Raw genomic sequence first — 23,803 nt, forward strand, 5'->3', positions numbered from 1 at the left:
GTCAGCGCTGCGCGCCGGTCTCGGCGAGCGCGAACACCGCGCCGTCGCGGGCGAGTGTCAGGCGGCGGTCGTGGAATTCGCCGAGCGTCGAGCGGTGGCCGATCGAAACGAGCGCGGTGCCGGGCAGCCGTTCCTTCAGCAGACGATAGAGGTTCGCCTCGGAGGTTTCGTCGAGCGAGGCGGTCGCCTCGTCGAGGAACAGGTAGTCGGGCCGGTGGAGCAGGGCGCGGGCAAGGCCGAGCCGCTGCTGCTCGCCGAGCGACAGCATCCGGTTCCAGTGCGCTTCTTCGTCGATCCGCTCGGCGAGGCCGGGCAGCCCGGCGGCCGAAATCGCCTCGGCGACCGCCGCCTTGTCGTAGGTTTCCGGCGCCGCCGGATAGGCGACGGCGGCGGCGAGCGGCCCGATCGGGAAATAAGGCCGCTGCGGCAGCATCATCACGGTCGCACCCTTGGGAACGTGAACCTGTCCCGAACCGAACGGCCAGATGCCGGCCAGCGCACGGAACAGCGTCGACTTGCCGGACCCGGACGGTCCGGTGACCAGCACGCGGTCGCCGGCCTTGAAGGCGATATCGCCGGCGCTCACCAGCGGTGTGCCCTGCGGCAGACGCAAGGCGAGGTCGTCCGTCGCAATCTCCGGCGCGTCGCCGGCGTCGATCTCGACCCGCGGCGGCGTGGTGGCGGCATCGCGTGCGGCCGTCACCGCGCGATTGAAGCCGTCGAGCCGGTCGATCACTGCGCGCCACTGGGCGAGTTGCGGATAGGCGGTGACGAAAAACGACAATGCGCCCTGGACGCTGTTGAAGGCGGAGGCCGTCTGCATCATGCCGCCGAGCGCGATCTTTCCGGCGAAGTAGGCCGGACTGACCACGACCAGCGGAAAGATCAGCGATATCTGTCCGTAGCCGGCGGTGAGGAATGTCAGCTTCTTCTGGCGGATCATGATGCCATGCCAGTTGCGCACGACATGGCCGAACCGTTCGAGCAGCCGCGCGGTCTCGGCCGGCTCGCCGTCGAGCAGCGCAATCTGCTCGGAGTTCTCGCGCGCGCGCACGAGGTTGAAGCGGAAGTCCGCCTCGTAACGCTGCTGCTGGAAGTTCAGCGGGATCAGCGGCCGGCCGACGAGATGGGTGAGCGCGGTGCCGACGATGGCGTAGACGAGGGCGATCCAGAACAGATAGCCCGGAATGTCATACGGCACGCCGAACACATGCAGCGGCGCGGCGGCCGACAGTGTCCAGAGGATGGTCGCGAAGGAGCCGAGCGTGACGATCGAACTCAATAGGCCGACGCCGAGCGTCAGCGTCAGCTCGATGAACAGCCGGATGTCGTCGGCGATGCGCTGATCGGGGTTGTCGGCGGCGTCACCGAGCAGCTGCATGCGGTAGTGGTTGGCGCCGGCAAGCCAGTGGTCGAGATAGCGTGCGGTCATCCATCGCCGCCACCGGATCTGAAGCCACTGATTGAGGTACAGCTGATAGACTGCGAGGACGATGAAGGCGGCGGCGAGCCCGCAGAAAATCCATAGTTCGTGGACAAACAAATCCCAGTTTCGATCTTGCAGTGCGTTATAGAAGCGGTTGTTCCACTGATTGATGAGAACGTTGATGCCGACGATCGACAGTTCGATTGCGATCACCGCGGCGAGCAGCACCCGTCCCGGCCAGCGGTCGTCCGAGTAGAAATAGGGGCTGGCCAGCCGCCAGAGCGTCGCAAAGATCGAAGGCGTTGTTCTCACAAGTCATTCTCCTCTTTGCGCGAGCCGGGCTCACCCCTCCGGCCTTCGCTGGAGCGGGCGAATGCCCGGCCGATGCGGACGCCGATACCGTAGCGCCGCAGCCCATCGATACCGCAGCTGCGAAGCCCAAGTTATTCTGTATATCCCCTTATTTATGATGCGGTTAGATGCGGAGCCGATGCTTTCGCCGGTTGCGTCCCGCCGTCCCACCAACTAGCATCAATTGTCATTGGCTATGGGATCGCAGGGTTTGATGGTGATCCTCGAATAAGGCCAAGAAAAAATAATTTGATGGGTTGGAACCCAAGGGAGGAAGAAACCGATGGCTAAAGCGAAGGATTCGACGACCGCGACCCGCCGCAAGTTTCTCGGCGGCGCCGCAGTTGCCGGCGTGGCGACGATCGCCATGCCGCAGGTTTCGCGCGCGCAGACCGTCACGCTGAAGATGCAGGGTGCGTGGGGTGCGCAAGACATTCTGAACGACATGGCGAAGGACTACGTCGCCAAGGTCAACGACATGGGCGGCGGCCGCCTGAAGATCGACTATCTCAACGCCGGCGCGGTGGTGAAGCCGTTCTCGGTGATGGACGGCGTGCATTCCGGCGTTCTCGATGGCGCGCACAGCGTGCCGGCCTACTGGTACGGCAAGCATCGCGCGGCCTCGCTGTTCGGCACCGGCCCGGCCTACGGCTTCAACGGCAGCCAGTGCCTCGGCTGGTTCTGGTACGGCGGCGGCATGGATCTCTACAACGAGCTCGTGCAGAAGACCCTGAAGCTCGACGTCGTCGGCTTCCTCGCCTTCGCGATGCCGACCCAGCCGCTCGGCTGGTTCAAGAAAGAGCTGAAGGGTCCGGATGACTTCAAGGGCCTGAAGTACCGCACCGTCGGTCTCTCCACCAACATGTTCCAGAAGATGGGCGCGAGCGTCGCGCAGCTTCCGGGGCCGGAGATTCTGCCGGCGATGGAGCGCGGCGTCATCGAAGCCTTCGAATTCAACAACCCGACGTCGGACATGCGGTTCGGCGCCCAGGACGTCGCGAAGTTCTACTACATGGGGTCCTACCATCAGGCCTCGGAGGCGTTCGAAATCGTCTTCAACAAGAAGAAGTACGAGAGCCTCCCGAAGGAACAGCAGGCGATGCTGAAATACGCCGCGCAGGCTGCCGCGGCCGACAACGAATGGAAGGCCTGGGATAGCTACTCCAAGGATCTTCAGGAGCTGATCAAGAAGGGCGTCAACGTGAAGCGCACGATGAAGTCCATCTTCGAGGCGCAGCTCAAGGCCTGGGACGAGGTCGAGAAGGAGCTCGTTGCCGACACGACCAACGGCCCCTTCATCAAGAAGGTGCTGGACAGCCAGAAGGCCTGGGCGAAGCGCGTCGGCTACTACTTCTTCAACAACGACGCCGACTACAAGACCGCCTGGGAGCACCACTTCGGCGCTCTCAAGACCTGACCGTATGCCGATATAAGCACCGGGGATCACACCCCGGTGCTTTCTTTTGATGCATCGACAGGCGAGTGGGGCTGCCTTGGAAAAATTTCTGCTGTTTATCGACCGCCTGAGCGCAGGCGTGGGAAAGACGTTTGGCTGGTGCATCGCGATCATGACGATCGGCACCTGCTACGAAGTCTTCATGCGCTACGTGCTGCGCGCGCCGACCGACTGGGCCTTCGACATGTCCTATTGCATGTACGGCGCCCTGTTCATGATGGCGGGCGCCTACACGCTGTCGCGCAACGGGCATGTGCGGGGCGACGTCGTCTACCGCCTGCTGCCGTTCCGCACGCAGGCCACCATCGAACTGGTCCTCTACATCATCTTCTTCTTTCCCGGCTTCCTCGCGCTGCTGTGGTACGGCACGCCCTACGCCTATACGTCGTTCCTGATCCGAGAACTGTCGATCTACAGCCCGGCGGGCATGCCGATCTGGCCGCTCAAGGTTTTGATCCCGCTCGGCGCGCTGTTCATGCTGATTCAAGGGTTGGCGGAGGTGGCGCGCTGCATCATCTGCATTCGTGACGGCGCCTGGCCGCAACGCCTCCATGACGTCGAAGAAATGGAATCCGCGATTCTGGCGGAAGCCGCCGACCGCAAGCGGATCGAAGAAGAATTACACGTGGGGGCTGCCCGATGATGTTCACCAATCCCGAACTCGGGATGATCCAGCTCGGTGCGTTCATCATCATCATTCTGCTGGGCTTTCCAATCGCCTTCACGCTCGTCGCGATGGGCATCTTTTTCGGCTACCACGCGATGGGGCCGCGCATCTTCGATCTGCTGGTGACCAACACCGCGGACGTGATGCAGAACGACGTGCTGACCGCCGTGCCGCTGTTTCTGTTCATGGGCTACGTCGTCGAGCGCGCCAACATCCTCGACCGGCTTTTCTACTCGATCCAGATGGCGGCGCGGAACGTGCCGGGCTCGCTGGCGGTTGCGACACTGATCACCTGCGCATTGTTCGCCACCGCGACCGGCATCGTCGGCGCGGTCGTCACGCTGATGGGCTTGCTGGCTTTCCCGGCGATGCTGCGCGCGGGCTACGACACCAAGCTCGCCGCGGGCGTGGTCTGCGCCGGCGGCTGCCTCGGCATCATGATCCCGCCGAGCGTGCTGCTGATCCTTTACGGTGCGACCACCGCGACCTCGGTGGTGAAGCTCTACGCGGCGGCGTTCCTGCCGGGCTTCCTGCTGGCGGCGCTCTATATCTTCTATGTCGTCATGCGGGCGGTGCTCAATCCGAGCCTGTGCCCGCGGCCGAAGGAGTTCGAACGCCATATTCCGTTCAGAGAGGTCTTCGTCGCGCTGGTGACCTCGTTCTTCCCGCTGGCGATCCTGATCCTGTCCGTGCTCGGCGCGATCCTGTTCGGCCTCGCGACACCGTCGGAAGCGGCGGCCGTGGGTGCTGCGGGTTCGGTGCTGCTGGCCGCGCTCTACCGCTCGCTGACTTTCGAGCGGCTGAAGGAGGCCGTGTATCTGACGGCCCGCGCCTCGGCGATGGTCTGCTTCCTGTTCATCGGCTCGTGGACCTTCTCCTCGGTTTACGCCTATCTCGGCGGCCATGAGGTGATCGAGCACTGGGTGCAGGCGCTCAATCTCAGCCCGGTTGCGTTCCTGATTATCGCGCAGGCGATCATCTTCCTGCTCGGATGGCCGCTGGAGTGGACGGAGATCATCATCATCTTCGTGCCGATCTTCCTGCCGCTCCTGAAGACCTTCAACATCGATCCGATCCTGTTCGGCATCCTGGTGTCGCTGAACATCCAGACGTCGTTCAATACGCCGCCGATGGCGATGGCGGCCTATTACCTCAAGGGGGTTGCGCCGCCGCATGTGAAGCTGACCGACATCTTCTCGGGCGCCTTGCCATTCGTGTTCATGGTCTTCATTACCATGATCCTGGTCTATATTTTCCCTGGCATTGCGTTGTGGCTGCCGGATCAACTTTACGGACGATAAATCGTGGCAGATCGGCAATTGGCGACGCTCACCGCCGGTGAGGTCGCGCAGAAGATCGCGGCTGGCGACATTTCCGCGACCGACTATGCCTCGGCGCTGATCGCGCAGGTCGAGGCGGTCGAGGGCACGATCCATGCCTTCGCGCATTTCGACGGCGGCCATGTCCTTGCGCAAGCGCGCGCGCTGGACGAGCGGCGGGCGAGCGGCGCGGCGGTCGGGCCGCTCCACGGCATTCCGGTTGCGGTCAAGGACATCTTCGACACCGCGGATTTCCCGACGGAATGCGGCTCGCCGATCCTGAAGGGCCGCCGGCCCGGCAAGGATGCGACGGTGGTGGCGCGGCTGCGCGCCGCCGGTGCCATCGTCCTGGGCAAGGCCGTCACGACCGAGTTCGCCTATTTCAATCCCGGACCGACGGTCAATCCGCGCGATCCGCAGCGCACGCCGGGCGGCTCGTCATCGGGGTCCGCTGCGGCGGTCGCCGCCGGCATGGCGCCGCTCGCGCTCGGCAGCCAGACCAACGGCTCGATGATCCGGCCCGGCGCGTTCTGCGGCGTGTTCGCCATGAAGCCGAGCCATGGTCTGATTTCGCGGGCCGGCGTGCTGACGCTGTCGAAGACGCTCGATCACGTCGGCATCTTTGCGCGCTCGCTCGCGGACATCGCCCTTACGCTCGACGTTCTTGCCGGATACGACGCGCTCGACAGCGACACGAGGCCGGTTGCAAGCCCGGATTTCCGCGCGACGCTGATGGAGCCGCCGCCGGTGGTGCCGGATTTCGCCTTCGTGCGCACGCCGGTCTGGGACAAGGCTACGTCCGACACCCGCGCGGCTTTCGAGACGCTGGTCGGCCATCTCGGCGAGCGGGTGAAAACCGTGGACCTGCCGGACAGCTACGCCGCGGCCTGGACCGATCAGGCGACCATCATGGCGACCGAGATGGCGCACAATCTCGGCGCGATGGTCGATCGCGGCGGCGACGGGGCGAGCCCGATCTTCCGCGAACTGATCGCGAAAGGACGCGCGACGCCGGCGGTCGAATACCTCGCCGCGCGCGACCGCGCACCGCGCTATCGCGCCGGGATCGCCGAGCTGTTCGCCTATTACGACGCCATCATCACGCCGGCGGCGCCGGGCGTCGCGCCGATGGGGCATGCGGCGACCGGCGATCCCGCGTTCTGCAGTTTATGGACGCTGACCGGATTGCCGGCGATCACGCTGCCTGTCATGTCCGGGGAAGGCGGGATGCCGCTCGGTCTTCAGCTGATCGGCGCGCCGAATTCCGACGCCCGCCTGCTGCGCACGGCGCGCTGGCTGATCGAAAATCTCGGCAGTTGAGGCGAAATCAGCGCTGCGGCGCGGAGCGCCTGAACAGTGGCGCCAGGGCATCGGTCCAGATCGCCCAAGCCATCAGCGCGAGGCCGACAAGGGAGATAATCCAGAGCGGCAGCTGGTTCAGTTTGGCGACGATCAGGAGGATGAACGCTGTCATCAGCACGCCGCCGATCAGTGAGGTGATTGCGTCCGCCATGATGCGCTTTCTCCCGCCGGCCATTTGCCGTGTCAAATTATAGCCGAGTGAGAAGGGCCGCGCTACGGGCTTTCGCCTTTCTACCGCGCTCCGTTTGCGCTCCGGGGGCCGTCGGCAACGGCTGGCGGCCGGCGCGAACCGGGCTGCGTCGAGATGATGCGGGCACTCGGCTGGTGACAATCCGGCGTCCGGCTTGACCCGCCGGCATCGTCGCGGCATTCAAAAAATCAATCCGTGCGCCGCCGTGCCCTGCGGTCGCCATGCTCCATTTCGCCGCGTTCATCCGACCGCGATGACGTCGCAAATCCGCAAGCGAAAGCGATCACGATGCCGTTGATGCCCGTTCTCCGCCGCCGGTCCGTCATGCTGGCGCTCGCCGCCGCGATGGCGACAGGCGCCGCCGCCGTCGCGCCCGCGAATGACGGCCGCTTTCCCTACGATCTCGAACTGCTGATGGACACGCGGCCGATGCCGCCCGGCAAGCGTATGCCGAGCATGACGGTGGCGCAGGATGGCAAGGCGCTGCTCGATCTGTGGTGCCGCAGCGTGCGTGGCGTCGTCGAGGTCGGCGCCGGCACGGTGGCGATCCAGGCCGAGCCGCTGCCGGCCAATCCGCCGGATATGCAATCGCGCGGCCAGTGCACGCCGGCGCGGATGCAGGCCGACGAACAGGTGCTTGCCGCGCTCACGCAGATGACAAGCTGGCAGCGTCACGGCCAGACGGTGGTGTTTTCCGGCGCGACGACGCTGCGCTTTACGCCGAGCAGTCACTGAATACAGCCGTCGACGGCCGAAGGCTTCAGTCGATGCGCCAGTGGCCGAGCCAGACGTCGATCATGTCCTGGATTTTCGTGACGACGATGCCGAGAATGGCGAGCACAATCAGAACGGCGAAGACCTGCTCGGTTTCGAGCACCTGACCGGCGAGGAACAGCCGTCCGCCAAGGCCGACCTTGCCGACCACCATTTCGGCGGCGACCACCAGAATGATCGAGACGCCGAGTCCAAGCCGGATGCCGGCGAAGATCGAGGGGATCGCGCTCGGCAGCAGCACTTTCATGATGATCTGCGACTGGTTGGCGCGCAGGTCGCGCGCCGCGAGCACGAGGCCGGCGTCGCACTGGCGGATGCCGAGCACGGTGTTGATGATGATCGGAAAGATCGCGCCGAGCGCGCTGATCGTCAGCATGAACGGCCCGCCGGTGCCGAGCCAGATGATCAGCAGCGGGATCAGCGTGATCTTCGGCAACGGGTAGAGCGCGGCGATGTAGAGGTCGGCGACCGCGCGCATGCGCTCCGAGGTCGCCATCCAGATGCCGATCGCCACGCCGAGAACGATGGCGATGGCGAAGCCTGCGAAGATGCGCCACAGCGTGATGACGAGGTCGAAGCCTAGCCCGCCGGTGCGGAACAGGTCGATCAGCGCGCGGAGGATGCCGCTCGGCGCCGGCAGATAGATCGGATTGAGCTTGGCCGCCCAGACGGTGAACTCCCAAGCCGCGAGCAGGAGGACGACCGACAGCCAGGCGAGTATGCGCGGCTCCGCGACGAGGCCGAGGATCCCCTTGCTCGCCGTTGGGCGCTTGTCCGCGAGGCTGCGTTCGCTCATGTCAGCCGGTCTCGCGATCGTTCGCCATCGCGCGCACCACCTCGTCGCGCAGAAGGCCGTAGATGCGGTCGAACAATTCGCCGTAGCGCGGATCGTGCGTGGTGGCGAGGCTCCGCGGCCGCGGCAGGTCAACAGCGATCTCGGCGGCGATGCGGCCGGGTCGCGCGGTCATCACGAAGATCTTATCGCCGAGCAGGATCGCTTCCTCGATCGAATGGGTGACGAGCAGGGCGGTGGTGCCGCTCTCCTCGACGAGCTTGGCGAGTTGTTCTTGCAGCACGAGGCGGGTCTGCGCGTCGAGCGCGCCGAACGGCTCATCGAGCAGCAGCACGTCCGGCTTCATCACCAGCGCGCGGGCGAGGCCGACGCGCTGGCGCATGCCGCCGGACAGCTGGCGCGGAAACTTGTCCTCGAAGCCGGCGAGATCGACGCGGGCCAGCGCCTGCCGCGCGCGGGCCTCGCGTTCGGCGCGTGGCACGCCGATCATCTCCAGCCCGAACGCGACGTTGTCGAGGATGGTGCGCCAGGGGAACAGATTGAACGACTGCCACACGGTCGCCATTTCGGGCGGGCGGGCGCTTTCGCCGCCGTCCGCCGCGAGATAGCGCAGCCGGCCTTCGCCGGGCGCGAGGAAGCCGCGGGCGATCTGCAGCAGCGTGCTTTTTCCGCAGCCGCTCGGCCCGATCAGCGCCGTGACCTTGCCGGGCTCGAACCGGCAGGACACGTCCTTCAAGGCCACGACCGGGACGCCGGTGCGGCTCGCGAAGGTCAAGCCGATCGACTGGAGATCGATCGCAGCCGCCGTGGAGGCCATTCCGTCAGCCGAACGGGTTCTTGGATTTCAGCCGCTCGGTTGCTTCCTTCGCCATCGACAGATCGAACAGTTGATCCTCGGTGACGTCGGCTTTCACGAGTTTGAGCGTGTCGGTCCAGAACTTGCCCTGCTCCATGCAGGACTTCACGTTCGGCATGCCGTCGTCGGCGAACCAGGTCCAGCGCGGCGCGGCGGCAACGATCAGCGGCGCGGGAACCTTGGTGGCGTCGGAGATGATCTTGACGACCTCGGCATTCTTCTCGGCGGCCGCCTTGTTGTATTCGCGGCCGGCGTGGATATGCGTCATCGCAAAGCGGATGGCGGCTTCCTTGTTCTTCGACAGGTAGTTGGTCGAGACGACCCAGCAGGCGAGCTGGCAGTTCGGCTCGACGTCCCAGCCGGAGAACACCAGCTTGCCGAACTTGTTCTTCTCGACGAGGAAGCCGAGCGGCACGGGAATGTTGGCGGCATCGGCCTGGCCGGCGCCCATCGCCTTGACGATGTCGGGATAGCTCAGGCCCGCCGACCAGTTGACGTCGGCGCGCGGGTCGAGCCCCGCGCGCTGGATGCCCCGGCCGAACAGATACTGGTCGATGCTGCCCGGCGCCTGCAGGGCGATCTTCTTGCCCTTCAGGAGCGCCATCTTGTCGGGCGCGGTCATGCCGGCTTCGACCATCGCGTTGCTGGCGGCGATCGTCATCGAACCGGAGCCCGGCTTCTCGATGCCGCGGTCGAGGAACGCCTTGAACGGCGCGCCCTTGCCGACGGTATTGAACAGGCCGGCGTTCATCGTCGTCGCCGTCATGTCGAGCTCGCCGGCGACCAGTGCCGGCATCGCCAGCGCGCCGTCCTTGAAATACTGCACGTCGACGTCGAGGCCGACCTTGTCGAAATACTTGCGCGCTTCGGCGAGGAAGATCGGGCCGGACGAGATCAGCGGCACGATGCCGATGCGCAGCTTGAGCTTGTTCTGCGCGTGGACGAACGGAGCGGGAAACGCGGCGAGGGCGCCGGCCGCGGCGGAGGTCGCGAGGAATTTCCGGCGGGTCGTATCGAGCGTCGGCATAACAGAACTCCCGGTTGAAACCGTGCAAAGTCTGCCCCCGTTGCGATGCCGCCGCAAGCAAATGCGCTGCAACGTCGCGTCATCCCGGCGCGGCAAAGTGCGCGGACCGGCTTTCGTCATACGCAAAGGGTGGGCGGCGACCGCGGTGTTTGTGTTGTTTCGCGATGCTTACCGCCTGAAAGGGCGACGGGTCAGCCGGCCGGACGGGACTGGCCGAGGCGCAACAGATCGGCCGTCGATGCGCTGCCGATTGCCTGCGGCTTGACGAAAATGGCGAGCACTTCCGGATGGCGTTGCTTGATGGCGGTCTCGACATCCCGCACCGCCTGTTCGATGGCCGTTGCATCGAGACTGTCGCGAAACTCGAGACTGAGCGCGACGATGATCTGGTGCGGTGCAAGGTGGACGGTGAACAACAGCCGCGAGCGTTCGATCGCGCCGTTGCCGCCGACGATCTCCATGATCGATTGGCGGATTCCCCGCTCGGCCGGCTCGCCGATCAGCAGCTCCTTGCTTTCGTAAGCCAGCAGGATCGCGACGGTGCCGAGCAACAGGCTGATGCCGATCGAGGCGACGCCGTCGAGCATCGGCATGTCGAAGGCCTGCGCCGCCGCGAGGCCCACCGCCGCGATGAGGAGGCCGAGCATGGCCGCGCTGTCCTCGAACAGCACGATGAAGCCGGGCGGGTCCTTGCTGCGCCGGGCGGCGGCGAGCAGCCCTTCGCCGCCGGCGGACTTGCGGAATTCGCGCCAGGCATAAATCCACGTCGAGCCTTCGAACACGGCCGAGGCACCGAGCACGGCATAGTTGACGAGCGCGTTCTCGACCGGGTGCGGGGAGATGATGTGCTGCACGCCTTCATAGAAGGTCGCGCCGGCGCCGACGGTGAACATCAGCAGTGCGACGGTGAAGCTCCAGAAATAAAGCTCGCGGCCGTAGCCGAGCGGGTGCCGCTCGTCGGGCGGCAGCGCGGCGCGGTGAATGCCGTAGAGCAGGACACCCTGATTGCCGGTGTCGACGAAGGAGTGCACCGTCTCCGACAGCATCGCGGAGCTTCCGGTCCACAGCGCGGCGCCGAGCTTGGTCAGCGCCACCAGCAGATTGCCGAGCAGCGCGGCATAGACGACGCCCTTGGACTGGTTTCTTGCGCTCATTCTGTTGCAAACGCGCCAGTTCCCATTCGGTTCGCCGGAATGGACGTCCGAAACGAAAGAAGCCGCCTCGCGGCGGCTTCTCGTCGTCTTTTCGCGAGGGATGGGCTTAGAAGCCCATGCCTCCACCGAAGTCGGGCTTGCCCGACTTCGGCATTTTAAGAAGCGGTCGGTCTGGGCTCTAGAAGCCCATCCCTCCCATGCCGCCGCCCGGCGGCATGGCCGGCGGAGCCTCGTCCTTCGGCACCTCGGCCACCATCGCTTCGGTGGTGATCAGCAGGCCGGACACCGAGCCGGCGTCCTGCAGCGCGGTGCGCACCACCTTGGCCGGGTCGATGATGCCCTTGGCGACCATGTCGACATACTCTTCGTTCTGGGCGTCGAAGCCGAAGGTCTCCGACTTCTCGTCGAGGATCTTGCCGACCACGATCGAGCCCTCGACGCCGGCGTTTTCCGCGATCTGGCGGATCGGGGCTTCCAGCGCCTTCAGAACGATGTTGATGCCGGCCTGAACGTCCGGGTTGTCGTTGGTGAGCCGGCCGACCGCCTTCTTGGCGCGCAGCAGCGCGACGCCGCCGCCCGGCACGATGCCTTCCTCGACCGCGGCGCGGGTGGCGTTGAGCGCGTCGTCGACGCGATCCTTCTTCTCCTTCACCTCGACTTCGGTCGCGCCGCCGACGCGGATCACCGCGACGCCGCCGGCGAGCTTGGCAAGACGCTCCTGCAGCTTCTCGCGGTCGTAGTCGGAGGTCGTCTCGTCGATCTGCTGCTTGATCTGCGCCACGCGGGCCTCGATGTCGGCCTTCTTGCCGGCGCCCTTGACGATCGTGGTCTTCTCTTTCTCGCTGATGACCTTCTTGGCGCGGCCGAGCATGTTCAGCGTGACGTTCTCCAGCTTCATGCCGAGATCTTCGGAGATGAGCTGGCCGCCGGTGAGGATCGCGATGTCCTCGAGCATGGCCTTGCGGCGGTCGCCGAAGCCCGGTGCCTTGACGGCCGAAACCTTGAGGCCGCCGCGCAGCTTGTTGACGACGAGGGTGGCGATGGCTTCGCCTTCCACGTCCTCGGCGATGATCAGCAGCGGCTTGCCCGACTGCACCACCGCCTCGAGCACCGGCAGCAGCGCCTGCAGGCCCGACAGCTTCTTCTCGTAGAGCAGGACATAGACATCTTCCTGCTCGGCCAGCATCTTTTCGGCATTGGTGACGAAGTAGGGCGAGATGTAGCCGCGGTCGAACTGCATGCCCTCGACGATCTCGACTTCGGTGTCGAGCGCCTTGGCTTCCTCGACCGTGATGACGCCTTCGTTGCCGACCTTCTGCATCGCCTGGGCGATCATCTTGCCGATGTTGGCGTCGCCGTTCGACGAAATGGTGCCGACCTGCGCGACTTCCGCGGTCGACGACACCTGCTTGGCGCGCTTCTGGATGTCCTTGACGACCGCGGCGACCGCGATGTCGACGCCGCGCTTCAGGTCCATCGGGTTCATGCCGGCGGCCACCGACTTGGCGCCTTCCTTGACGATCGCCTGCGCGAGCACGGTCGCGGTGGTGGTGCCGTCGCCGGCGATGTCGTTGGTCTTGGAGGCGACCTCGCGCACCATCTGCGCGCCCATGTTCTCGAACTTGTCCTCGAGTTCGATGTCCTTCGCCACCGTCACACCGTCCTTGGTGATGCGCGGCGCGCCGAAGGTCTTGTCGAGCACGACGTTGCGGCCCTTGGGGCCGAGCGTCACCTTCACGGCGTTGGCGAGGATGTCGACGCCGCGCAGCATGCGGTCGCGGGCGTCGCCGGAAAACTTCACGTCCTTGGCAGCCATTTCAGAAAACTCCGTTTACTCGGTTACGCGGCTCAGGCGATCACGCCCATGATGTCGGATTCCTTCATGATGAGGAGATCCTCGCCGTCGATCTTCACCTCGGTGCCCGACCACTTGCCGAACAGCACCTTGTCGCCGGCCTTCAGGTCGATCGGGATCAGCTTGCCGGCCTCGTCGCGGCCGCCGGGGCCGACCGCCACGATTTCGCCCTGCGAGGGCTTTTCCTGTGCGGTATCGGGGATGATGATTCCGCCCTTGGTCTTCTGCTCGGCATCGATGCGGCGCACGACGACGCGGTCATGCAGCGGACGAAACTGGGTCTTGGCCATGTATTCCTCGCCAGCGGTGTTCGGGGTGACAGATATTTATGTTTTTTCAATTGTTTAGCACTCATTCTGTGCGAGTGCCAAGCATCCGGGGGAGATAGGGCATGGACGCGGGGCAAGTCAAGGGAAGGGGTGCCGCATCAATGCTTGCGCTTCCCGGCTGCGCCCCGCACATTCACCGTCCAATCAAGAGGTTTTCCATGCGACGACACATCGTCACGGCTGCCGCGCTGGTCTTCGGTGCGCTCGCGCTCGGTGCCTGCGCCAGCAGCGCGCCCGAGCCGCCGCCAGTGGCGACGCCGGCGCCGGTGCCGGTCCTGCCGCCCGCCTTCCCGCCGCAGGACATCGTCGGCCGCTGGGGTCTCGCCGCCTACCACAAGGAAGAGGACCGCGCCCGCACCGAAGCCGCCGCGGCCAACCAGTGCCGTCAGCCTTACGTGATCTCGCTCGGCCCGACCGGCGGCGTGATGATGCATCTGGCCGACCAGGCGACGCCGGAAGAACTGCGCCTGAAGGGTGCGCCGGGCGGCAAGACCTATATCGGTCCCGAGGGCGAACCCGGCGGCATCCAGGACCGCGAGGTGGTGTCCTTCACCGGCCGGATCCTGACCTTGCGGTGGATGGACCCCGAAGTGCAGGGCCGCTACGGCACGATGGTCTATGTCCGCTGCGCGCCCGAGGGACAGAAGCGCCCGCCGGCGAGGAAAAAGCCCGCTGCCAAGCCGAAGCCGAAAACCTGAGCCGGCGGCCAAAGCCGGCAGTTAAAAGCCATCGCGATAGCCTCATGCGCGCTTTGCAACGCGGCCGATTGCGGCCGCGTGCTAAGGCATGAGCCGGCATGCGCTCATCGATAACGACGAACGACTGGCTTCACGGACCTTGGCGGGCGGTCCTGGTCCTCGGCGTCACGCAGATCGTCAGTTGGGGCTGCATCTACTACACGCCGGTTCTGATCGTGCCGCTGATCGTGTCCGAGCGCGGCTGGTCGATCGCGTTCGGCATGGGCGGCTTCTCCGCCGGGCTGCTGACGGCCGGTCTGGTTCTGCCTTATGTCGGCCGGATGATCGACAGGCTCGGCGGCCATGTCGTGATGACGGCGGGCTCTCTCGTCGGCGCGCTCGGTCTGGTGCTGATCGTCCACGTCACGCATCCGGTCGCCTATTTCGCGGTCTGGGCGGTGCTCGGCGTGGCGATGGCCGCCAATCTTTACGATGCCGCCTTCGCGACGCTCGGCCGCATTTTCGGCGCGGCGGCGCGGCGGCCGATCACGGCGCTGACGCTCGCCGGCGGCTTTGCCTCGACCGTGAGCTGGCCGGCGACGCATGCGCTGCTCGAGCGGTTCGACTGGCATGCGACCTACCTGATCTATGCCGGCGTGCTCGCCTTCGTCTCGGCGCCGCTCCACGCCTTCGGTCTGCCGCGCAGCCGTGCCGCCACCGAGACGCAGCCATCGGCGAGCGGCGAGGCGAGGCCGGCGCGCGTCATGCCGCCGAAGGGGCTTGCCTTCGCTCTCGTCGCCGCGGGATTCACGGCTTACGCCTTCGTGCCGTCGGGGCTCGCCGCGCATTTGCTGGCGATCTTCGACCGCGCCGGCATTGCGGCCTCGACGGTGGTGTGGATCGGCGCGCTGTTCGGTCCCGCGCAGGTCGGCGCGCGGCTGATCGAATTCGCCATCGTGCGGGACGTGCATCCCCTGTGGATCATGCGCTTTGCGCTCGGGGTGCTGCTCGTCGCCTTCGCCGGGCTTGCCGTGCTCGGCGTGTCGCCGGTCACGGCGGCGGTGTTCGCGCTGATGTTCGGCGGCGCCAACGGGCTCGTCACGATCTCACGCGGCGCGGTGCCGCTCGCGCTGTTCGGCGCCGCCGGTTACGGCCATCTGCTCGGCCGTCTCGCCGGGCCGTTCCTGCTGATGCAGGCCGCCGCGCCCCTGCTGATGGCGCTCGTCATCGAACGAGCCTCCGACGCGGCCGCGATGGCGCTCACCGCGGGCTTTGCCGTGGTTGCGCTTGGATGCTTCGTGCTGATCAGGAAGCCGGCGGATTAGCCGCAGCCGAACATGTTGTCGATGGCGCTCTGGTCGACATGACCACTGTCGCCGTCGAGCTTCGGCCCGTTGGCGAGCGCCCGGCCGAGCGGACGATGATCGGGCAAGGCCTGCGTCTCGGCTATTCTGACGTTGCCCCAGATGTCGGTCATGCGCGCGAGGTGGCCCTCGACGAACTTCAAGGTATCCGCTGCCTTGCTGATGTGCTGGCCGGACAGGTCCTGGAAATTGCACGCCTCGTAGATGCGCACGATCTGGTCGACGATGTCCTGCGACAGGCCGCGGTTGTAGTCGTTCTTGAGCGTCGCGTGCAGGGCGCGGGCGCTTTCGTCGATCGTCTCCGCGGCCTTGAGGATGGTTTGCGTCGCTTTTTCCATGCCTGCGATTGCCGAGGCGAGTTCGTGGCGCGCACGCGCGATGCGCGACTCCTCACCCGGTGCGCCCTGCAGAGCCGACAATTCGCGCTTGCTGCAGTCGATGGCGCGGTTGACCATCTCGACGTCGCGCTTGAACTCCTGCTCCGTGCGGTCGCTCGGCGCGACGGCGTTGTGCCGTGCCGTCGGCCGCGTGACGCGGGGCTCGTCGCTGCGTCGCGCCAGCGGATTTGCCGCGCCGCGCGAGGGCCGCTCCGACAACATCTGTTCGACACGGAAAATGGGCTTCTGCACGCAAGGAACTCCGACGGTTGATCAGCCTATCTAATCCGTCGCCGCTTAACGTGGCGTTTCGCGCTGCGCGTTCACGCGGCGTTTACCATGCGGCGCGCGCCTTTACCGGCCGTTAGGGCTGTTGCGACGAAGCGGGCCGCGCGCGCTGCATCCGCGCAGCGCGATACCTTCAATTTTACCAATCGGTGGCTTTTTCACCTTCTACTCACCATGCGTTTTCGTGAGTGAAGTCAGGTGCCGCCGATGATCCGCCTTGCCACTGCCGCTGCCGCGGCGACATGTCTGTCCGTCTCCGTGGCCGGCGCGCAGGTCTATGTCGTGCCGCAAGGTCAATACGCGCAAGCCGCGCAGCCGCGCATGGTCGTGGTGGCGCCGGTGCATCAGCAGCGCGCCGAACTCGGCGGTGGCTTCATCGAATTCCTGTTCGGCGACCGCGGGCCGCAGCCTGCGGTGGTGCCGCCGCAGCAGAGCTATCAGCCGGTCTATCTCGCGACCGCGCCGGCGGCGCAGGATCCGACCTATGCGCAGCCGCGCATGGCGGTGCCGATCGATCCGAAATATCTGCCGCAGGACGTCGCCTATCAGGGCAAGGAAGACGCCGGCACGATCGTCATCGACACGCCGAACCGCTTTCTCTATCTCGTCGAGGGCAACGGCCGCGCGCGGCGCTACGGCATCGGCGTCGGCCGGCCGGGCTTCACCTGGTCCGGCACCCACGCCGTGACCGCCAAGCGCGAATGGCCGGACTGGACGCCGCCGGAGGAAATGCTGCAACGGCAGCCTTATCTGCCGCGCCACATGGACGGCGGACCGAACAATCCGCTCGGCGCGCGCGCGCTCTATCTCGGCTCGACGCTCTACCGCATCCACGGCTCGAACGAGCCGTGGACGATCGGGCAGATGGTGTCGTCGGGTTGCATCCGCATGCGCAACGAGGACGTCATCGACCTCTACGGCCGCGTCAAGGTCGGCACCAAGGTCGTCGTTATTTAAAGATCGCCGCCGAGATCGCTGTCGAAGTCGGCGTCGTCACTGTCATAGTCGGCTGCGATGTCGTCGTTGTCGCCGAACAAGCCGGCGCGGCGCGTTTCACCGGCATCGCCGCGGCTGCCGATGTCGCCGGCGCCGGCGTCACGGGCGAGGTCGCTGCCTGCGGCCTGCTGGTCCCACGGCGACGAGCGGTCGCTCTGTCCCTGACCGGCGAAAGCCTGACCGTGCGAGCCGCCGCCGAGCAGCGAGCCGATCATGTTGGCCATCATCATGCCGCCGACCACGCCGACGGCGGACGCCGCGGCGGTGCCGAGGAACGAACCGCCGCCGCCCGGCGCTTGCGCCGGTTCGCGCCCGCGGGGATCGCCGCCGAGGTTCTGGCGCACGTCCGGCACTGAAGTGTTGGGACGGCCGCCGAACAGCGCGCCGCGCATCGAATCGAGGAAACCGCCGCCCTGTTCGGGTTCGCCTTCAAGCTCGCGCAGGCGCGCATCGGCGCGGCGCAGGGCTTCGTCCTGCAGCAGCACAGTCTGCACCAGCGGATAGATCGCGTGCGGCGCGCGCTGCAAACCGTCGGCGATGGTGCGCTCGGCGTCGGGGTCGCGCGGCGTGGTTTCGAGCTTCGCAAGCCGGTCGAACAGATCGGACACCAGTTGGCGTTCCTGCGGCGTCATGGACTCCTCCCAAAATCCCAAAGGACCGAAACCTTTACGGGATCGCTGCGAGAGATGTGGGGAGGGTGCGGCGCTTTTCCAGCGGCCGGCAAGGTCAGGCGAGAACGATATTTTTATCCGCCAGCGTCCGGGGAAAAGCCTCGGCCATGAAATAGGCATATTCCCGCTCCCGCAGGCCGGTTAGCGGGTCGAGCCGTTGCAACTCCGCGTCGACAAAACCGGGGTGACACATCACTAGGCCGCCATCCGGCAGGCTGTCGAGGAAGCGCGGGAACAGCGCGCCGAAGTCGGCATCCGCGTCGAAATCATAGGTGCCGGCAAAGGCCGTGTTCGTCGCGATGCCGTGGCGTACCGCGCGGCGGCGGAATGCGATGCTGAGAAGGTCGAGCACCAACCCCTTGCGATCAGCAATGCGCGCGGCCCACGAGCCGGCGCGGCCGCATTGACGCACGGTGGCACTTGGCGCGGCCTCCGCGATAGCGGCCAGCACGGCGTCGCGAACCTGCGGAAACAGATGTACATGCTGGTGGCCGTCGACATGATCCGGCGGCTGGCCGAACCGCTCCGTGAAGGCCGCGAGCTGCGCGCGAACTTCCGCGTCGAGCACGGCGCGGTCGTGGCGGCGCATCAATGCTGCAACGAGCGTGTCCTTGATCGGCTTGAAGGGCTGCCCGGTCGTCATCGCGCGAAACGGCGCGGTCAGCGTCAGGTGAAGCCCGACCGAGATAGTGGGCCTGCGCTGCTTGACCGCCGCGAGCGCGACGACGGCGTCGGCGTCGAGGCTTTTCGGCAACATCATCACCGAGGTCGCATCGATGTGACCGGCATCGAGCAGGTCGAGGATCGCGCGGTTGACGCCCGGCGCGATGCCGTAGTCATCGGCGCAGATGCGGATGGTGCGGAGCGGTGCGGTCACGCCTCTCGCGCTCACTTTTTGATGCGCGCCGGCGTCTTCGGTTTCGCCTCGGCGCTCGCCGTGTTCAGGCTGCGTTCGGACACGAAGTAATTGGGCCGCCCTTTCAACTCGGCGAGAACCTTGCCGATATATTCGCCGAGCACGCCGATCATGATGAGCTGGACGCTGCCGATCACCATCGCGCTGACGATCAGCGACGGGTAGCCGGCGACATTGCCGCCGAACAGCAGCGTCTCGATCAGGATCTGCACGCCGAACAGCAGCGCGACGATCGCGAAGACGAAGCCGAGCACGCTGGCGACGCGCAGCGGCGCGACCGAGAAGGCGGTGAGGCCGTCGATCGACAGGCCGACCAGTCCGCGCAGATCCCATGTCGTCTGCCCATGCGCGCGCGGCGCCGGCTCGTAATCGACCCGGACCTGCCGGTAGCCGATCCAGCTCGCGAGGCCCTTGAAGAAACGGGTCCGCTCGGGGAGCTGCCGCAGCGCCGCGACCGCGCGGGGCGACAGCAGGCGGAAGTCGCCGGCATCTTCCGGGATCTTCTGCCGCGCGCCGAGATTGATCAGCCAGTAGAAGCCATGCACCAGCTTGCGCCGCGCCCAGGATTCGTTCTCGCGATGCGCCTTGGCGGTGTAGACGACGTCGTAGCCGTCATCGAGCCAGCGCGCGACCAGCGTTTCGATCAGCGCCGGCGGATGCTGGCCGTCGCCGTCCATGAACAGAATGGCGCCGAAACGGGCATGGTCGAGGCCCGCAAGCAGCGCGGCCTCCTTGCCGAAATTGCGCGACAGCGTGATCGCCTGAACATCGACGGCGTCGGCCGGCAGGCCCGCCGCGATCTGCCCGGTGCCGTCGCGGCTGCCGTCGTCGACATAGACGATCTCGACCGCGAGGCCGCGCTCGCTTGTGAGCCTGCGCGCCACCTCGACGAGGCGGGCGTGCAGATGCGCGAGGCCCGGCGCCTCGTTATAGACCGGCACGACGATCGACAGGCCCGAGGCCGGGTCGCCGGACGCGGTGCGGGGGGATTTGTCTGCGGGTCGGTCGGCCATAAGCGCGTGTGTCGTCCGAATTATCGGTGCGGCCGGACTATAACGTCCCGGAGATTTTCTGTCGCGCGTCTCCTGACCGTGCTAACGACAGCCCCATGAATATTCCGGAGAGCACGTCCGAGACGCATTCGCCGGTGCGGCGCGTGACCCGCGCCCTCCGCGACCGGACCTTCATCGCCAAGGCCGCCAGTTTCGGCGCGATCGGCGTCGTCAATTCGGCGGTCGATTTTGCGGTGTTCACTCTGGCGTTCGTGTGGCTGGCGCTGCCGATCATCCCGGCCAATCTGATGTCGTGGGCGGTCGCCGTCACGTTCTCCTACGTGCTCAATTCGATGTTCACCTTCGCGGCGGAGTCCGGCCGCAAACTCGCCGCGCGTACCTATGTCAGTTTCGTCGTCGCGCAGGTCGCGGGTTTCATCGCCAATACCGCGGTCGTCCTGATCGCGTCCTATTTCATTCCGGTGCTGTTCGGGAAGCTGCTCGCCATCGGCGCGAGCTTCGTCGTCAACTTCTCGCTGTCGCACTTCGTGGTGTTCCGCCGCCGCGGCGGGACGCTCGGTCAGGACGCGCCGCCGCCGTCGAGCCCGCCTTCGAGCAGCGTGTAGAGCGGATTGTCGCGCGAGAAGACGTAATCGAGATCGGCGACCGCCACCGCCTCCGCGCCCTTGTCACGCAGGAAATTCGTCAGCGCATAAACCTGATCGGGCGGGCAGTGCAGCGTCAGCAGGCCCGACCAGGTCGGGCCGCCGAACGGAGTCTGTGCGCCGAACTGCTGGCGTACCGCCTCGAGCAGCGCGGTGTCGCTGTTGGCGAGCCGGGCGCGCACCTCGCGGAAGGCGCGGGCGCGTGCCTGCGCGGCGATGCGATCGAGGATGACGCGGGCGACGGCGCGCGCCTCCTCGTTCCAGTCGGCGCCGCGCGCGGCGATCAGATTGGCCTGCGACTTCAGGATCAGGCCGTCATCGACGATCTTAAGCCCGTTGGCGGCGAGCGTGGTGCCGGTCGTGGTGATGTCGACGATCAGCTCGGCGGTGCCGGCGGCGGGCGCGCCTTCGGTCGCGCCGGAGCTTTCGACGATACGGTAGTCGATCACGCCGTTGGCCGAGAAGAAGCCGCGCGTAAGGTTCACGTATTTGGTGGCGACCCGCATCTTGCGGCCGTGGTGATGGCGGAAGGCGGTGGCGACGTCGTCGATGTCGGCCATCGTGCGCACGTCGATCCAGGCCTGCGGCACGGCGACCACGACATTGGCGAAGCCGAAGCCGAGCCCCTGAATGAAGACGACGCGCCGGTCGGCATCCGGGATCATTTCGCGGATCAGGTCTTCGCCGGTCACGCCCATGTGCACCGCGCCCTGCGCGAGCTGGGTGGTGATCTCGGAGGCCGAAAGATAAGCGACCTCGACGCCGTCGAGGCCGACGATGGCGCCGCGATAGTCGCGCGCGCCGCGCGGCTTGACAAGATTGAGGCCGGAGCGGGCGAAAAACGCTTCCGCATTTTCCTGCAGCCGGCCCTTGGCGGGCACGGCGAGAACGAAGGGAGCGCTCATGCGGCGCCTCCATAAACGGCGAGGCGCTCGATCCAGATCGAAAGACCGATGGCCGGAATGGGCTCCGCGCTGCCGAGCCGCGTCAGCAGGCCGTCGTAACGGCCGCCGGCGACCAGCGGGTCGCCCTCGCGGGCCGGGTCGGTCAGTTCGAACACGAAGCCGGTGTAGTAGTCGAAGCCGCGCCCGAACGCGCTCGAGAAACGCACGCGAGAAAGATCGATGCCGCGCGCCTCGATGAAGCCGGTGCGGCTTTCGAACCGCGCAATGGCGGCGGCAAGCGCCGGTCCGGCCTCGGCGGCGAGCGCGCGCAACTGCGTCGCTGCGCCATCGGGGTCGCCTTCGATGGCGAGAAAACGTTCGATCAGCGCGCGCACGTCGCGCGGCAGCTTGGCGCTGGCGCCGAGCGCGGCCTGTTCGAGAAAGCGGTCGGCGATTTCGGCAACCGAGCGGCCGCCGACCGCGGTGATGCCGGCAATCGACAACAGGTCGGTGACGAGCGCGTGGGCGCCTTTCGGATCGGAGCCGGCGAGCGCGGCGAGCACGCCCTGATATTCCGGGCGGCCATTGGTGCCGCCGAGCACGAGACGCTGCAGATCCTGCGCGAGGTTGCCCTTGCGGTTGAAATCCTTCACGAGCCGCCGCTTCCACGCCGGAGCGAGTTCGAGATCGTCGACCAGCGCGTTGAACAGCGCGACGTCGCCGGTCTGGATCGCCGGCGCGGCGAGTCCGTAATGCATGGTGGCGTCGAGGCCGAGCGCCAGCATTTCGGCATCGGCGGCCGCCTCGTCGGCGCGGCCGAACGACTCGATGCCGGCCTGCAGGAATTCGCTCGGACCCGCCGTGCGGTGACGGAACACCGTGCCGAGATAACAGAAGTTCGCCGGGCTGCCGCGGTCGGCCGAGGCGAGGTAGTCGCAGGACACCGGGATGGTGAGGTCCGGGCGCAGGCACATTTCGTCGCCGCCCGGCGTCGCGGTGAGGAACATGCGCTTGCGGATGTCCTCGCCCGACAGGTCGAGGAACGGCTCGGCCGGTTGCAGGATGGCCGGCGCGGTGCGCCGGTAACCGGCGCGCTCATAGGAGGCGACCAGCGCCTCGGCCCGCCCGTCCGCCTGTCCGCCCCGATCTGGTCCGTCCGCCTTCATTCTGGCCCTGTTACGCCCGCGCGCCCTGTAAAATTCGGCTCGCTTTATCACGCGAGGATTAAGGTTTCGACCGCCAAACGCGCTTGGGATTAATGCGCGCGGCCCCCAAATCTCTGTCGTCGTTAATGTTTTTCGACCGGTCCCGGCGGGGTTCGGGACGCCTTTTTGTCCGTAACGGAGCGTCAATACAACCATGCTTCAATGACAGGTTGTAGGAGCACCCGAAGCGCGGCGCCGGGTATGCGGAGCCAGGAATGTCACGGTCCGATATCCAGGCCTTCTTCGACGCGATGTGCCGGCACGACTATGGGGCCATCACCGGCTTTCTGGCCGACGACGTCGACTGGACGATCAGCGGTCCGGTGGACGTGCTGCCGTTCTGCGGGAGCTATCGCGGCAAGGCGGCGGTCGCCGCGATGCTGGAGCGCAAGGTGCCGGAAACGCTCAGCCGGCGTTACATCGCGCCGGACATGTTCCTGATCGAGGGCGACCGTGGCGCGGCGCTCGGCCGGCTGATCGCCAAGGGCCGCGGCGGCCAGACCATCAGCTACCGCCTGGCCCAGTTCTTCACCCTGCGTGACGGCAAGGTGGTGCATTACTGCTCGGTGCTCGACAGTTTCGACGCCGCCGAGCAGGTGATTGGGCACCGGATCGAGGTCGCGGAGTCGCCGCCGCTGATCGGCCTTGATGAAGAATTGTTTGCGGTTTAGGCGAGCGACTGACTGCGCCGCGTAACGTTCCGTCAAGAATAGGGCGGTCCAATTGCCGACCGCGAGGCCAGGCATCATGTCCGAGACGAAACGGGATCTGCTCGACACGTTCTATCGCGCGCTCTGCGCGCAGGACTACGCCGTGATCGAAAGCTTCCTTGCCGACGATGCGGTGTGGTCGATCGGCGGTCCGGTCGACGCGCTGCCCTATTGCGGCGTCTATCGCGGCCGCGCGCGCATCCGCCAGATGCTCGAGCACAAGGTCGCGGAGACGCTCGGCCGCCGCAAGATCGCCGCCGACTATTTCCTCGCCGATGGAGACCGCGGCGGGCTGCTCGGCCGGCTGATCGGCCATCTGCCGGGCGGGCTGACGATTGCCTATCGCGTCGCGCTGTTCTTCACGATGCGCGACGGCAAGGTGCACGAGGTCCATGTTCTGCTCGACAGCTTCGACGCCGCCGAGCAGGTGATCGGCCGCCGGCTCGATGTCGCGCAGGACGCGAACGAGGGTCCCAACAATTCCATCGTGACGGTGTGA

At 66.3% G+C, this 23,803-nt stretch carries 25 protein-coding genes; 11 read left to right on the forward strand and 14 right to left on the reverse strand.

What is annotated here, in order from left to right; genetic code table 11:
* Nucleotide 1: 1 nt before the first annotated feature.
* Nucleotides 2-1,738, reverse strand: a complete 1,737-nt coding sequence (locus AB7F10_RS01515; protein WP_428558061.1) for an ABC transporter ATP-binding protein/permease — start codon at nucleotides 1,736-1,738, stop codon at nucleotides 2-4.
* Nucleotides 1,739-2,060: 322 nt separating this feature from the next.
* On the opposite strand from AB7F10_RS01515, the gene AB7F10_RS01520 reads away from it, so the two are divergent.
* From AB7F10_RS01520 to AB7F10_RS01535, 4 genes are all read left to right on the forward strand, one after another.
* Nucleotides 2,061-3,194 carry a TRAP transporter substrate-binding protein gene (locus tag AB7F10_RS01520; protein WP_428558060.1) on the forward strand — a complete coding sequence of 378 codons (1,134 nt, stop codon included), beginning with the start codon at nucleotides 2,061-2,063 and terminating at the stop codon, nucleotides 3,192-3,194.
* 118 nt (nucleotides 3,195-3,312) lie between these two features.
* On the forward strand, nucleotides 3,313-3,876 hold the full coding sequence (locus AB7F10_RS01525) for a TRAP transporter small permease subunit (RefSeq protein WP_428558059.1): 564 nt from the start codon (nucleotides 3,313-3,315) through the stop codon (nucleotides 3,874-3,876).
* Nucleotides 3,873-5,201 (forward strand): TRAP transporter large permease, encoded by a 1,329-nt coding sequence (locus tag AB7F10_RS01530; protein WP_428558058.1) that lies wholly within the window; start codon nucleotides 3,873-3,875, stop codon nucleotides 5,199-5,201. Before AB7F10_RS01525 ends, AB7F10_RS01530 begins: the two co-directional genes overlap by 4 nt.
* A 3-nt stretch (nucleotides 5,202-5,204) precedes the next feature.
* A complete protein-coding gene (locus AB7F10_RS01535; RefSeq protein ID WP_428558057.1) occupies nucleotides 5,205-6,539 on the forward strand; it encodes an amidase in 1,335 nt (444 codons plus the stop codon).
* Between the two features lie 7 nt (nucleotides 6,540-6,546).
* Here AB7F10_RS01535 and AB7F10_RS01540 read toward each other — a convergent pair whose 3' ends face one another.
* Nucleotides 6,547-6,732: a hypothetical protein gene (locus AB7F10_RS01540; RefSeq protein ID WP_428558056.1), complete on the reverse strand. Its 186-nt coding sequence runs from the start codon at nucleotides 6,730-6,732 to the stop codon at nucleotides 6,547-6,549.
* Nucleotides 6,733-7,068: 336 nt separating this feature from the next.
* Here AB7F10_RS01540 and AB7F10_RS01545 point away from each other — a divergent pair, with 336 nt between their 5' ends.
* Nucleotides 7,069-7,506 carry an META domain-containing protein gene (locus AB7F10_RS01545; RefSeq protein WP_428558055.1) on the forward strand — a complete coding sequence of 146 codons (438 nt, stop codon included), beginning with the start codon at nucleotides 7,069-7,071 and terminating at the stop codon, nucleotides 7,504-7,506.
* Between the two features lie 25 nt (nucleotides 7,507-7,531).
* Here the strand turns inward: AB7F10_RS01545 and AB7F10_RS01550 are convergent, their stop codons facing one another.
* The 6 genes from AB7F10_RS01550 to AB7F10_RS01575 all read right to left on the reverse strand — a co-directional run bounded on the left by AB7F10_RS01550 (nucleotide 7,532) and on the right by AB7F10_RS01575 (nucleotide 13,520).
* Complete coding sequence (locus tag AB7F10_RS01550; protein ID WP_428558054.1) at nucleotides 7,532-8,341, reverse strand: ABC transporter permease; 810 nt, start codon at nucleotides 8,339-8,341, stop codon at nucleotides 7,532-7,534.
* A 1-nt stretch (nucleotide 8,342) separates the two neighbouring features.
* A complete protein-coding gene (locus AB7F10_RS01555) occupies nucleotides 8,343-9,155 on the reverse strand; it encodes an ABC transporter ATP-binding protein (protein ID WP_428558053.1) in 813 nt (270 codons plus the stop codon).
* Between the two features lie 4 nt (nucleotides 9,156-9,159).
* Complete coding sequence (locus tag AB7F10_RS01560; RefSeq protein ID WP_428558052.1) at nucleotides 9,160-10,221, reverse strand: ABC transporter substrate-binding protein; 1,062 nt, start codon at nucleotides 10,219-10,221, stop codon at nucleotides 9,160-9,162.
* A 191-nt stretch (nucleotides 10,222-10,412) separates the two neighbouring features.
* Nucleotides 10,413-11,375: a cation diffusion facilitator family transporter gene (locus AB7F10_RS01565; RefSeq protein ID WP_428558051.1), complete on the reverse strand. Its 963-nt coding sequence runs from the start codon at nucleotides 11,373-11,375 to the stop codon at nucleotides 10,413-10,415.
* Between the two features lie 178 nt (nucleotides 11,376-11,553).
* Nucleotides 11,554-13,191, reverse strand: coding sequence for a chaperonin GroEL (gene groL / locus AB7F10_RS01570; protein WP_428558050.1), 1,638 nt, complete (start codon nucleotides 13,189-13,191; stop codon nucleotides 11,554-11,556).
* Nucleotides 13,192-13,223: 32 nt separating this feature from the next.
* Nucleotides 13,224-13,520, reverse strand: a complete 297-nt coding sequence (locus AB7F10_RS01575) for a co-chaperone GroES (protein WP_428558049.1) — start codon at nucleotides 13,518-13,520, stop codon at nucleotides 13,224-13,226.
* Between the two features lie 197 nt (nucleotides 13,521-13,717).
* Here AB7F10_RS01575 and AB7F10_RS01580 point away from each other — a divergent pair, with 197 nt between their 5' ends.
* Nucleotides 13,718-14,257 carry a hypothetical protein gene (locus AB7F10_RS01580; protein WP_428558048.1) on the forward strand — a complete coding sequence of 180 codons (540 nt, stop codon included), beginning with the start codon at nucleotides 13,718-13,720 and terminating at the stop codon, nucleotides 14,255-14,257.
* A gap of 98 nt (nucleotides 14,258-14,355) precedes the next feature.
* Nucleotides 14,356-15,561, forward strand: a complete 1,206-nt coding sequence (locus tag AB7F10_RS01585) for an MFS transporter (RefSeq protein WP_428558047.1) — start codon at nucleotides 14,356-14,358, stop codon at nucleotides 15,559-15,561.
* Here AB7F10_RS01585 and AB7F10_RS01590 read toward each other — a convergent pair.
* Complete coding sequence (locus AB7F10_RS01590) at nucleotides 15,558-16,229, reverse strand: protein phosphatase CheZ (protein ID WP_428558046.1); 672 nt, start codon at nucleotides 16,227-16,229, stop codon at nucleotides 15,558-15,560. The two genes, AB7F10_RS01585 and AB7F10_RS01590, sit on opposite strands and share 4 nt — an antisense overlap.
* A 243-nt stretch (nucleotides 16,230-16,472) precedes the next feature.
* Here AB7F10_RS01590 and AB7F10_RS01595 point away from each other — a divergent pair, with 243 nt between their 5' ends.
* On the forward strand, nucleotides 16,473-17,222 hold the full coding sequence (locus AB7F10_RS01595; RefSeq protein WP_428558044.1) for a L,D-transpeptidase family protein: 750 nt from the start codon (nucleotides 16,473-16,475) through the stop codon (nucleotides 17,220-17,222).
* Here the strand turns inward: AB7F10_RS01595 and AB7F10_RS01600 are convergent.
* The 3 genes from AB7F10_RS01600 to AB7F10_RS01610 form a co-directional block, all read right to left on the reverse strand.
* Nucleotides 17,219-17,893 carry a DUF2076 domain-containing protein gene (locus AB7F10_RS01600; protein ID WP_428558043.1) on the reverse strand — a complete coding sequence of 225 codons (675 nt, stop codon included), beginning with the start codon at nucleotides 17,891-17,893 and terminating at the stop codon, nucleotides 17,219-17,221. The genes AB7F10_RS01595 and AB7F10_RS01600 overlap by 4 nt on opposite strands.
* 94 nt (nucleotides 17,894-17,987) lie before the next feature.
* Nucleotides 17,988-18,809, reverse strand: a complete 822-nt coding sequence (locus tag AB7F10_RS01605) for a ChbG/HpnK family deacetylase (protein WP_428558041.1) — start codon at nucleotides 18,807-18,809, stop codon at nucleotides 17,988-17,990.
* An 11-nt stretch (nucleotides 18,810-18,820) separates the two neighbouring features.
* Complete coding sequence (locus AB7F10_RS01610; RefSeq protein WP_428558040.1) at nucleotides 18,821-19,861, reverse strand: glycosyltransferase; 1,041 nt, start codon at nucleotides 19,859-19,861, stop codon at nucleotides 18,821-18,823.
* Nucleotides 19,862-20,004: 143 nt separating this feature from the next.
* Here AB7F10_RS01610 and AB7F10_RS01615 point away from each other — a divergent pair, with 143 nt between their 5' ends.
* Nucleotides 20,005-20,466, forward strand: coding sequence for a GtrA family protein (locus AB7F10_RS01615; RefSeq protein WP_428587081.1), 462 nt, complete (start codon nucleotides 20,005-20,007; stop codon nucleotides 20,464-20,466).
* Here the strand turns inward: AB7F10_RS01615 and hisG are convergent.
* Nucleotides 20,421-21,410 carry an ATP phosphoribosyltransferase gene (hisG, locus tag AB7F10_RS01620; RefSeq protein ID WP_428558038.1) on the reverse strand — a complete coding sequence of 330 codons (990 nt, stop codon included), beginning with the start codon at nucleotides 21,408-21,410 and terminating at the stop codon, nucleotides 20,421-20,423. The genes AB7F10_RS01615 and hisG overlap by 46 nt on opposite strands.
* Entirely contained in the window at nucleotides 21,407-22,555 is a 1,149-nt protein-coding gene (locus tag AB7F10_RS01625; RefSeq protein ID WP_428558037.1) for an ATP phosphoribosyltransferase regulatory subunit, read from the reverse strand. Before AB7F10_RS01625 ends, hisG begins: the two co-directional genes overlap by 4 nt.
* A 254-nt stretch (nucleotides 22,556-22,809) precedes the next feature.
* Between AB7F10_RS01625 and AB7F10_RS01630 the strand changes: the two genes are divergently transcribed.
* Nucleotides 22,810-23,265 (forward strand): nuclear transport factor 2 family protein, encoded by a 456-nt coding sequence (locus tag AB7F10_RS01630; protein WP_428558036.1) that lies wholly within the window; start codon nucleotides 22,810-22,812, stop codon nucleotides 23,263-23,265.
* A gap of 76 nt (nucleotides 23,266-23,341) precedes the next feature.
* Nucleotides 23,342-23,803 (forward strand): nuclear transport factor 2 family protein, encoded by a 462-nt coding sequence (locus AB7F10_RS01635; RefSeq protein ID WP_428558034.1) that lies wholly within the window; start codon nucleotides 23,342-23,344, stop codon nucleotides 23,801-23,803.

It is taken from the genome of Pseudolabrys sp. (assembly GCF_050250095.1).
Taxonomy (GTDB): domain Bacteria; phylum Pseudomonadota; class Alphaproteobacteria; order Rhizobiales; family Xanthobacteraceae; genus Pseudolabrys.

Coding starts and splice junctions, on each gene's coding strand:
- AB7F10_RS01580 (WP_428558048.1), top strand. CDS start 13,718: ATGCGACGACACATCGTCACGGCTGCCGCGCTGGTCTTCGGTGCGCTC.
- AB7F10_RS01540 (WP_428558056.1), bottom strand. CDS start 6,732: ATGGCGGACGCAATCACCTCACTGATCGGCGGCGTGCTGATGACAGCG.
- AB7F10_RS01530 (WP_428558058.1), top strand. CDS start 3,873: ATGATGTTCACCAATCCCGAACTCGGGATGATCCAGCTCGGTGCGTTC.
- AB7F10_RS01560 (WP_428558052.1), bottom strand. CDS start 10,221: ATGCCGACGCTCGATACGACCCGCCGGAAATTCCTCGCGACCTCCGCC.
- AB7F10_RS01575 (WP_428558049.1), bottom strand. CDS start 13,520: ATGGCCAAGACCCAGTTTCGTCCGCTGCATGACCGCGTCGTCGTGCGC.
- AB7F10_RS01610 (WP_428558040.1), bottom strand. CDS start 19,861: ATGGCCGACCGACCCGCAGACAAATCCCCCCGCACCGCGTCCGGCGAC.
- AB7F10_RS01565 (WP_428558051.1), bottom strand. CDS start 11,375: ATGAGCGCAAGAAACCAGTCCAAGGGCGTCGTCTATGCCGCGCTGCTC.
- AB7F10_RS01595 (WP_428558044.1), top strand. CDS start 16,473: ATGATCCGCCTTGCCACTGCCGCTGCCGCGGCGACATGTCTGTCCGTC.
- groL (WP_428558050.1), bottom strand. CDS start 13,191: ATGGCTGCCAAGGACGTGAAGTTTTCCGGCGACGCCCGCGACCGCATG.
- AB7F10_RS01550 (WP_428558054.1), bottom strand. CDS start 8,341: ATGAGCGAACGCAGCCTCGCGGACAAGCGCCCAACGGCGAGCAAGGGG.
- AB7F10_RS01600 (WP_428558043.1), bottom strand. CDS start 17,893: ATGACGCCGCAGGAACGCCAACTGGTGTCCGATCTGTTCGACCGGCTT.
- AB7F10_RS01585 (WP_428558047.1), top strand. CDS start 14,356: ATGCGCTCATCGATAACGACGAACGACTGGCTTCACGGACCTTGGCGG.
- AB7F10_RS01635 (WP_428558034.1), top strand. CDS start 23,342: ATGTCCGAGACGAAACGGGATCTGCTCGACACGTTCTATCGCGCGCTC.
- AB7F10_RS01555 (WP_428558053.1), bottom strand. CDS start 9,155: ATGGCCTCCACGGCGGCTGCGATCGATCTCCAGTCGATCGGCTTGACC.
- hisG (WP_428558038.1), bottom strand. CDS start 21,410: ATGAGCGCTCCCTTCGTTCTCGCCGTGCCCGCCAAGGGCCGGCTGCAG.
- AB7F10_RS01545 (WP_428558055.1), top strand. CDS start 7,069: ATGCCCGTTCTCCGCCGCCGGTCCGTCATGCTGGCGCTCGCCGCCGCG.
- AB7F10_RS01630 (WP_428558036.1), top strand. CDS start 22,810: ATGTCACGGTCCGATATCCAGGCCTTCTTCGACGCGATGTGCCGGCAC.
- AB7F10_RS01520 (WP_428558060.1), top strand. CDS start 2,061: ATGGCTAAAGCGAAGGATTCGACGACCGCGACCCGCCGCAAGTTTCTC.
- AB7F10_RS01625 (WP_428558037.1), bottom strand. CDS start 22,555: ATGAAGGCGGACGGACCAGATCGGGGCGGACAGGCGGACGGGCGGGCC.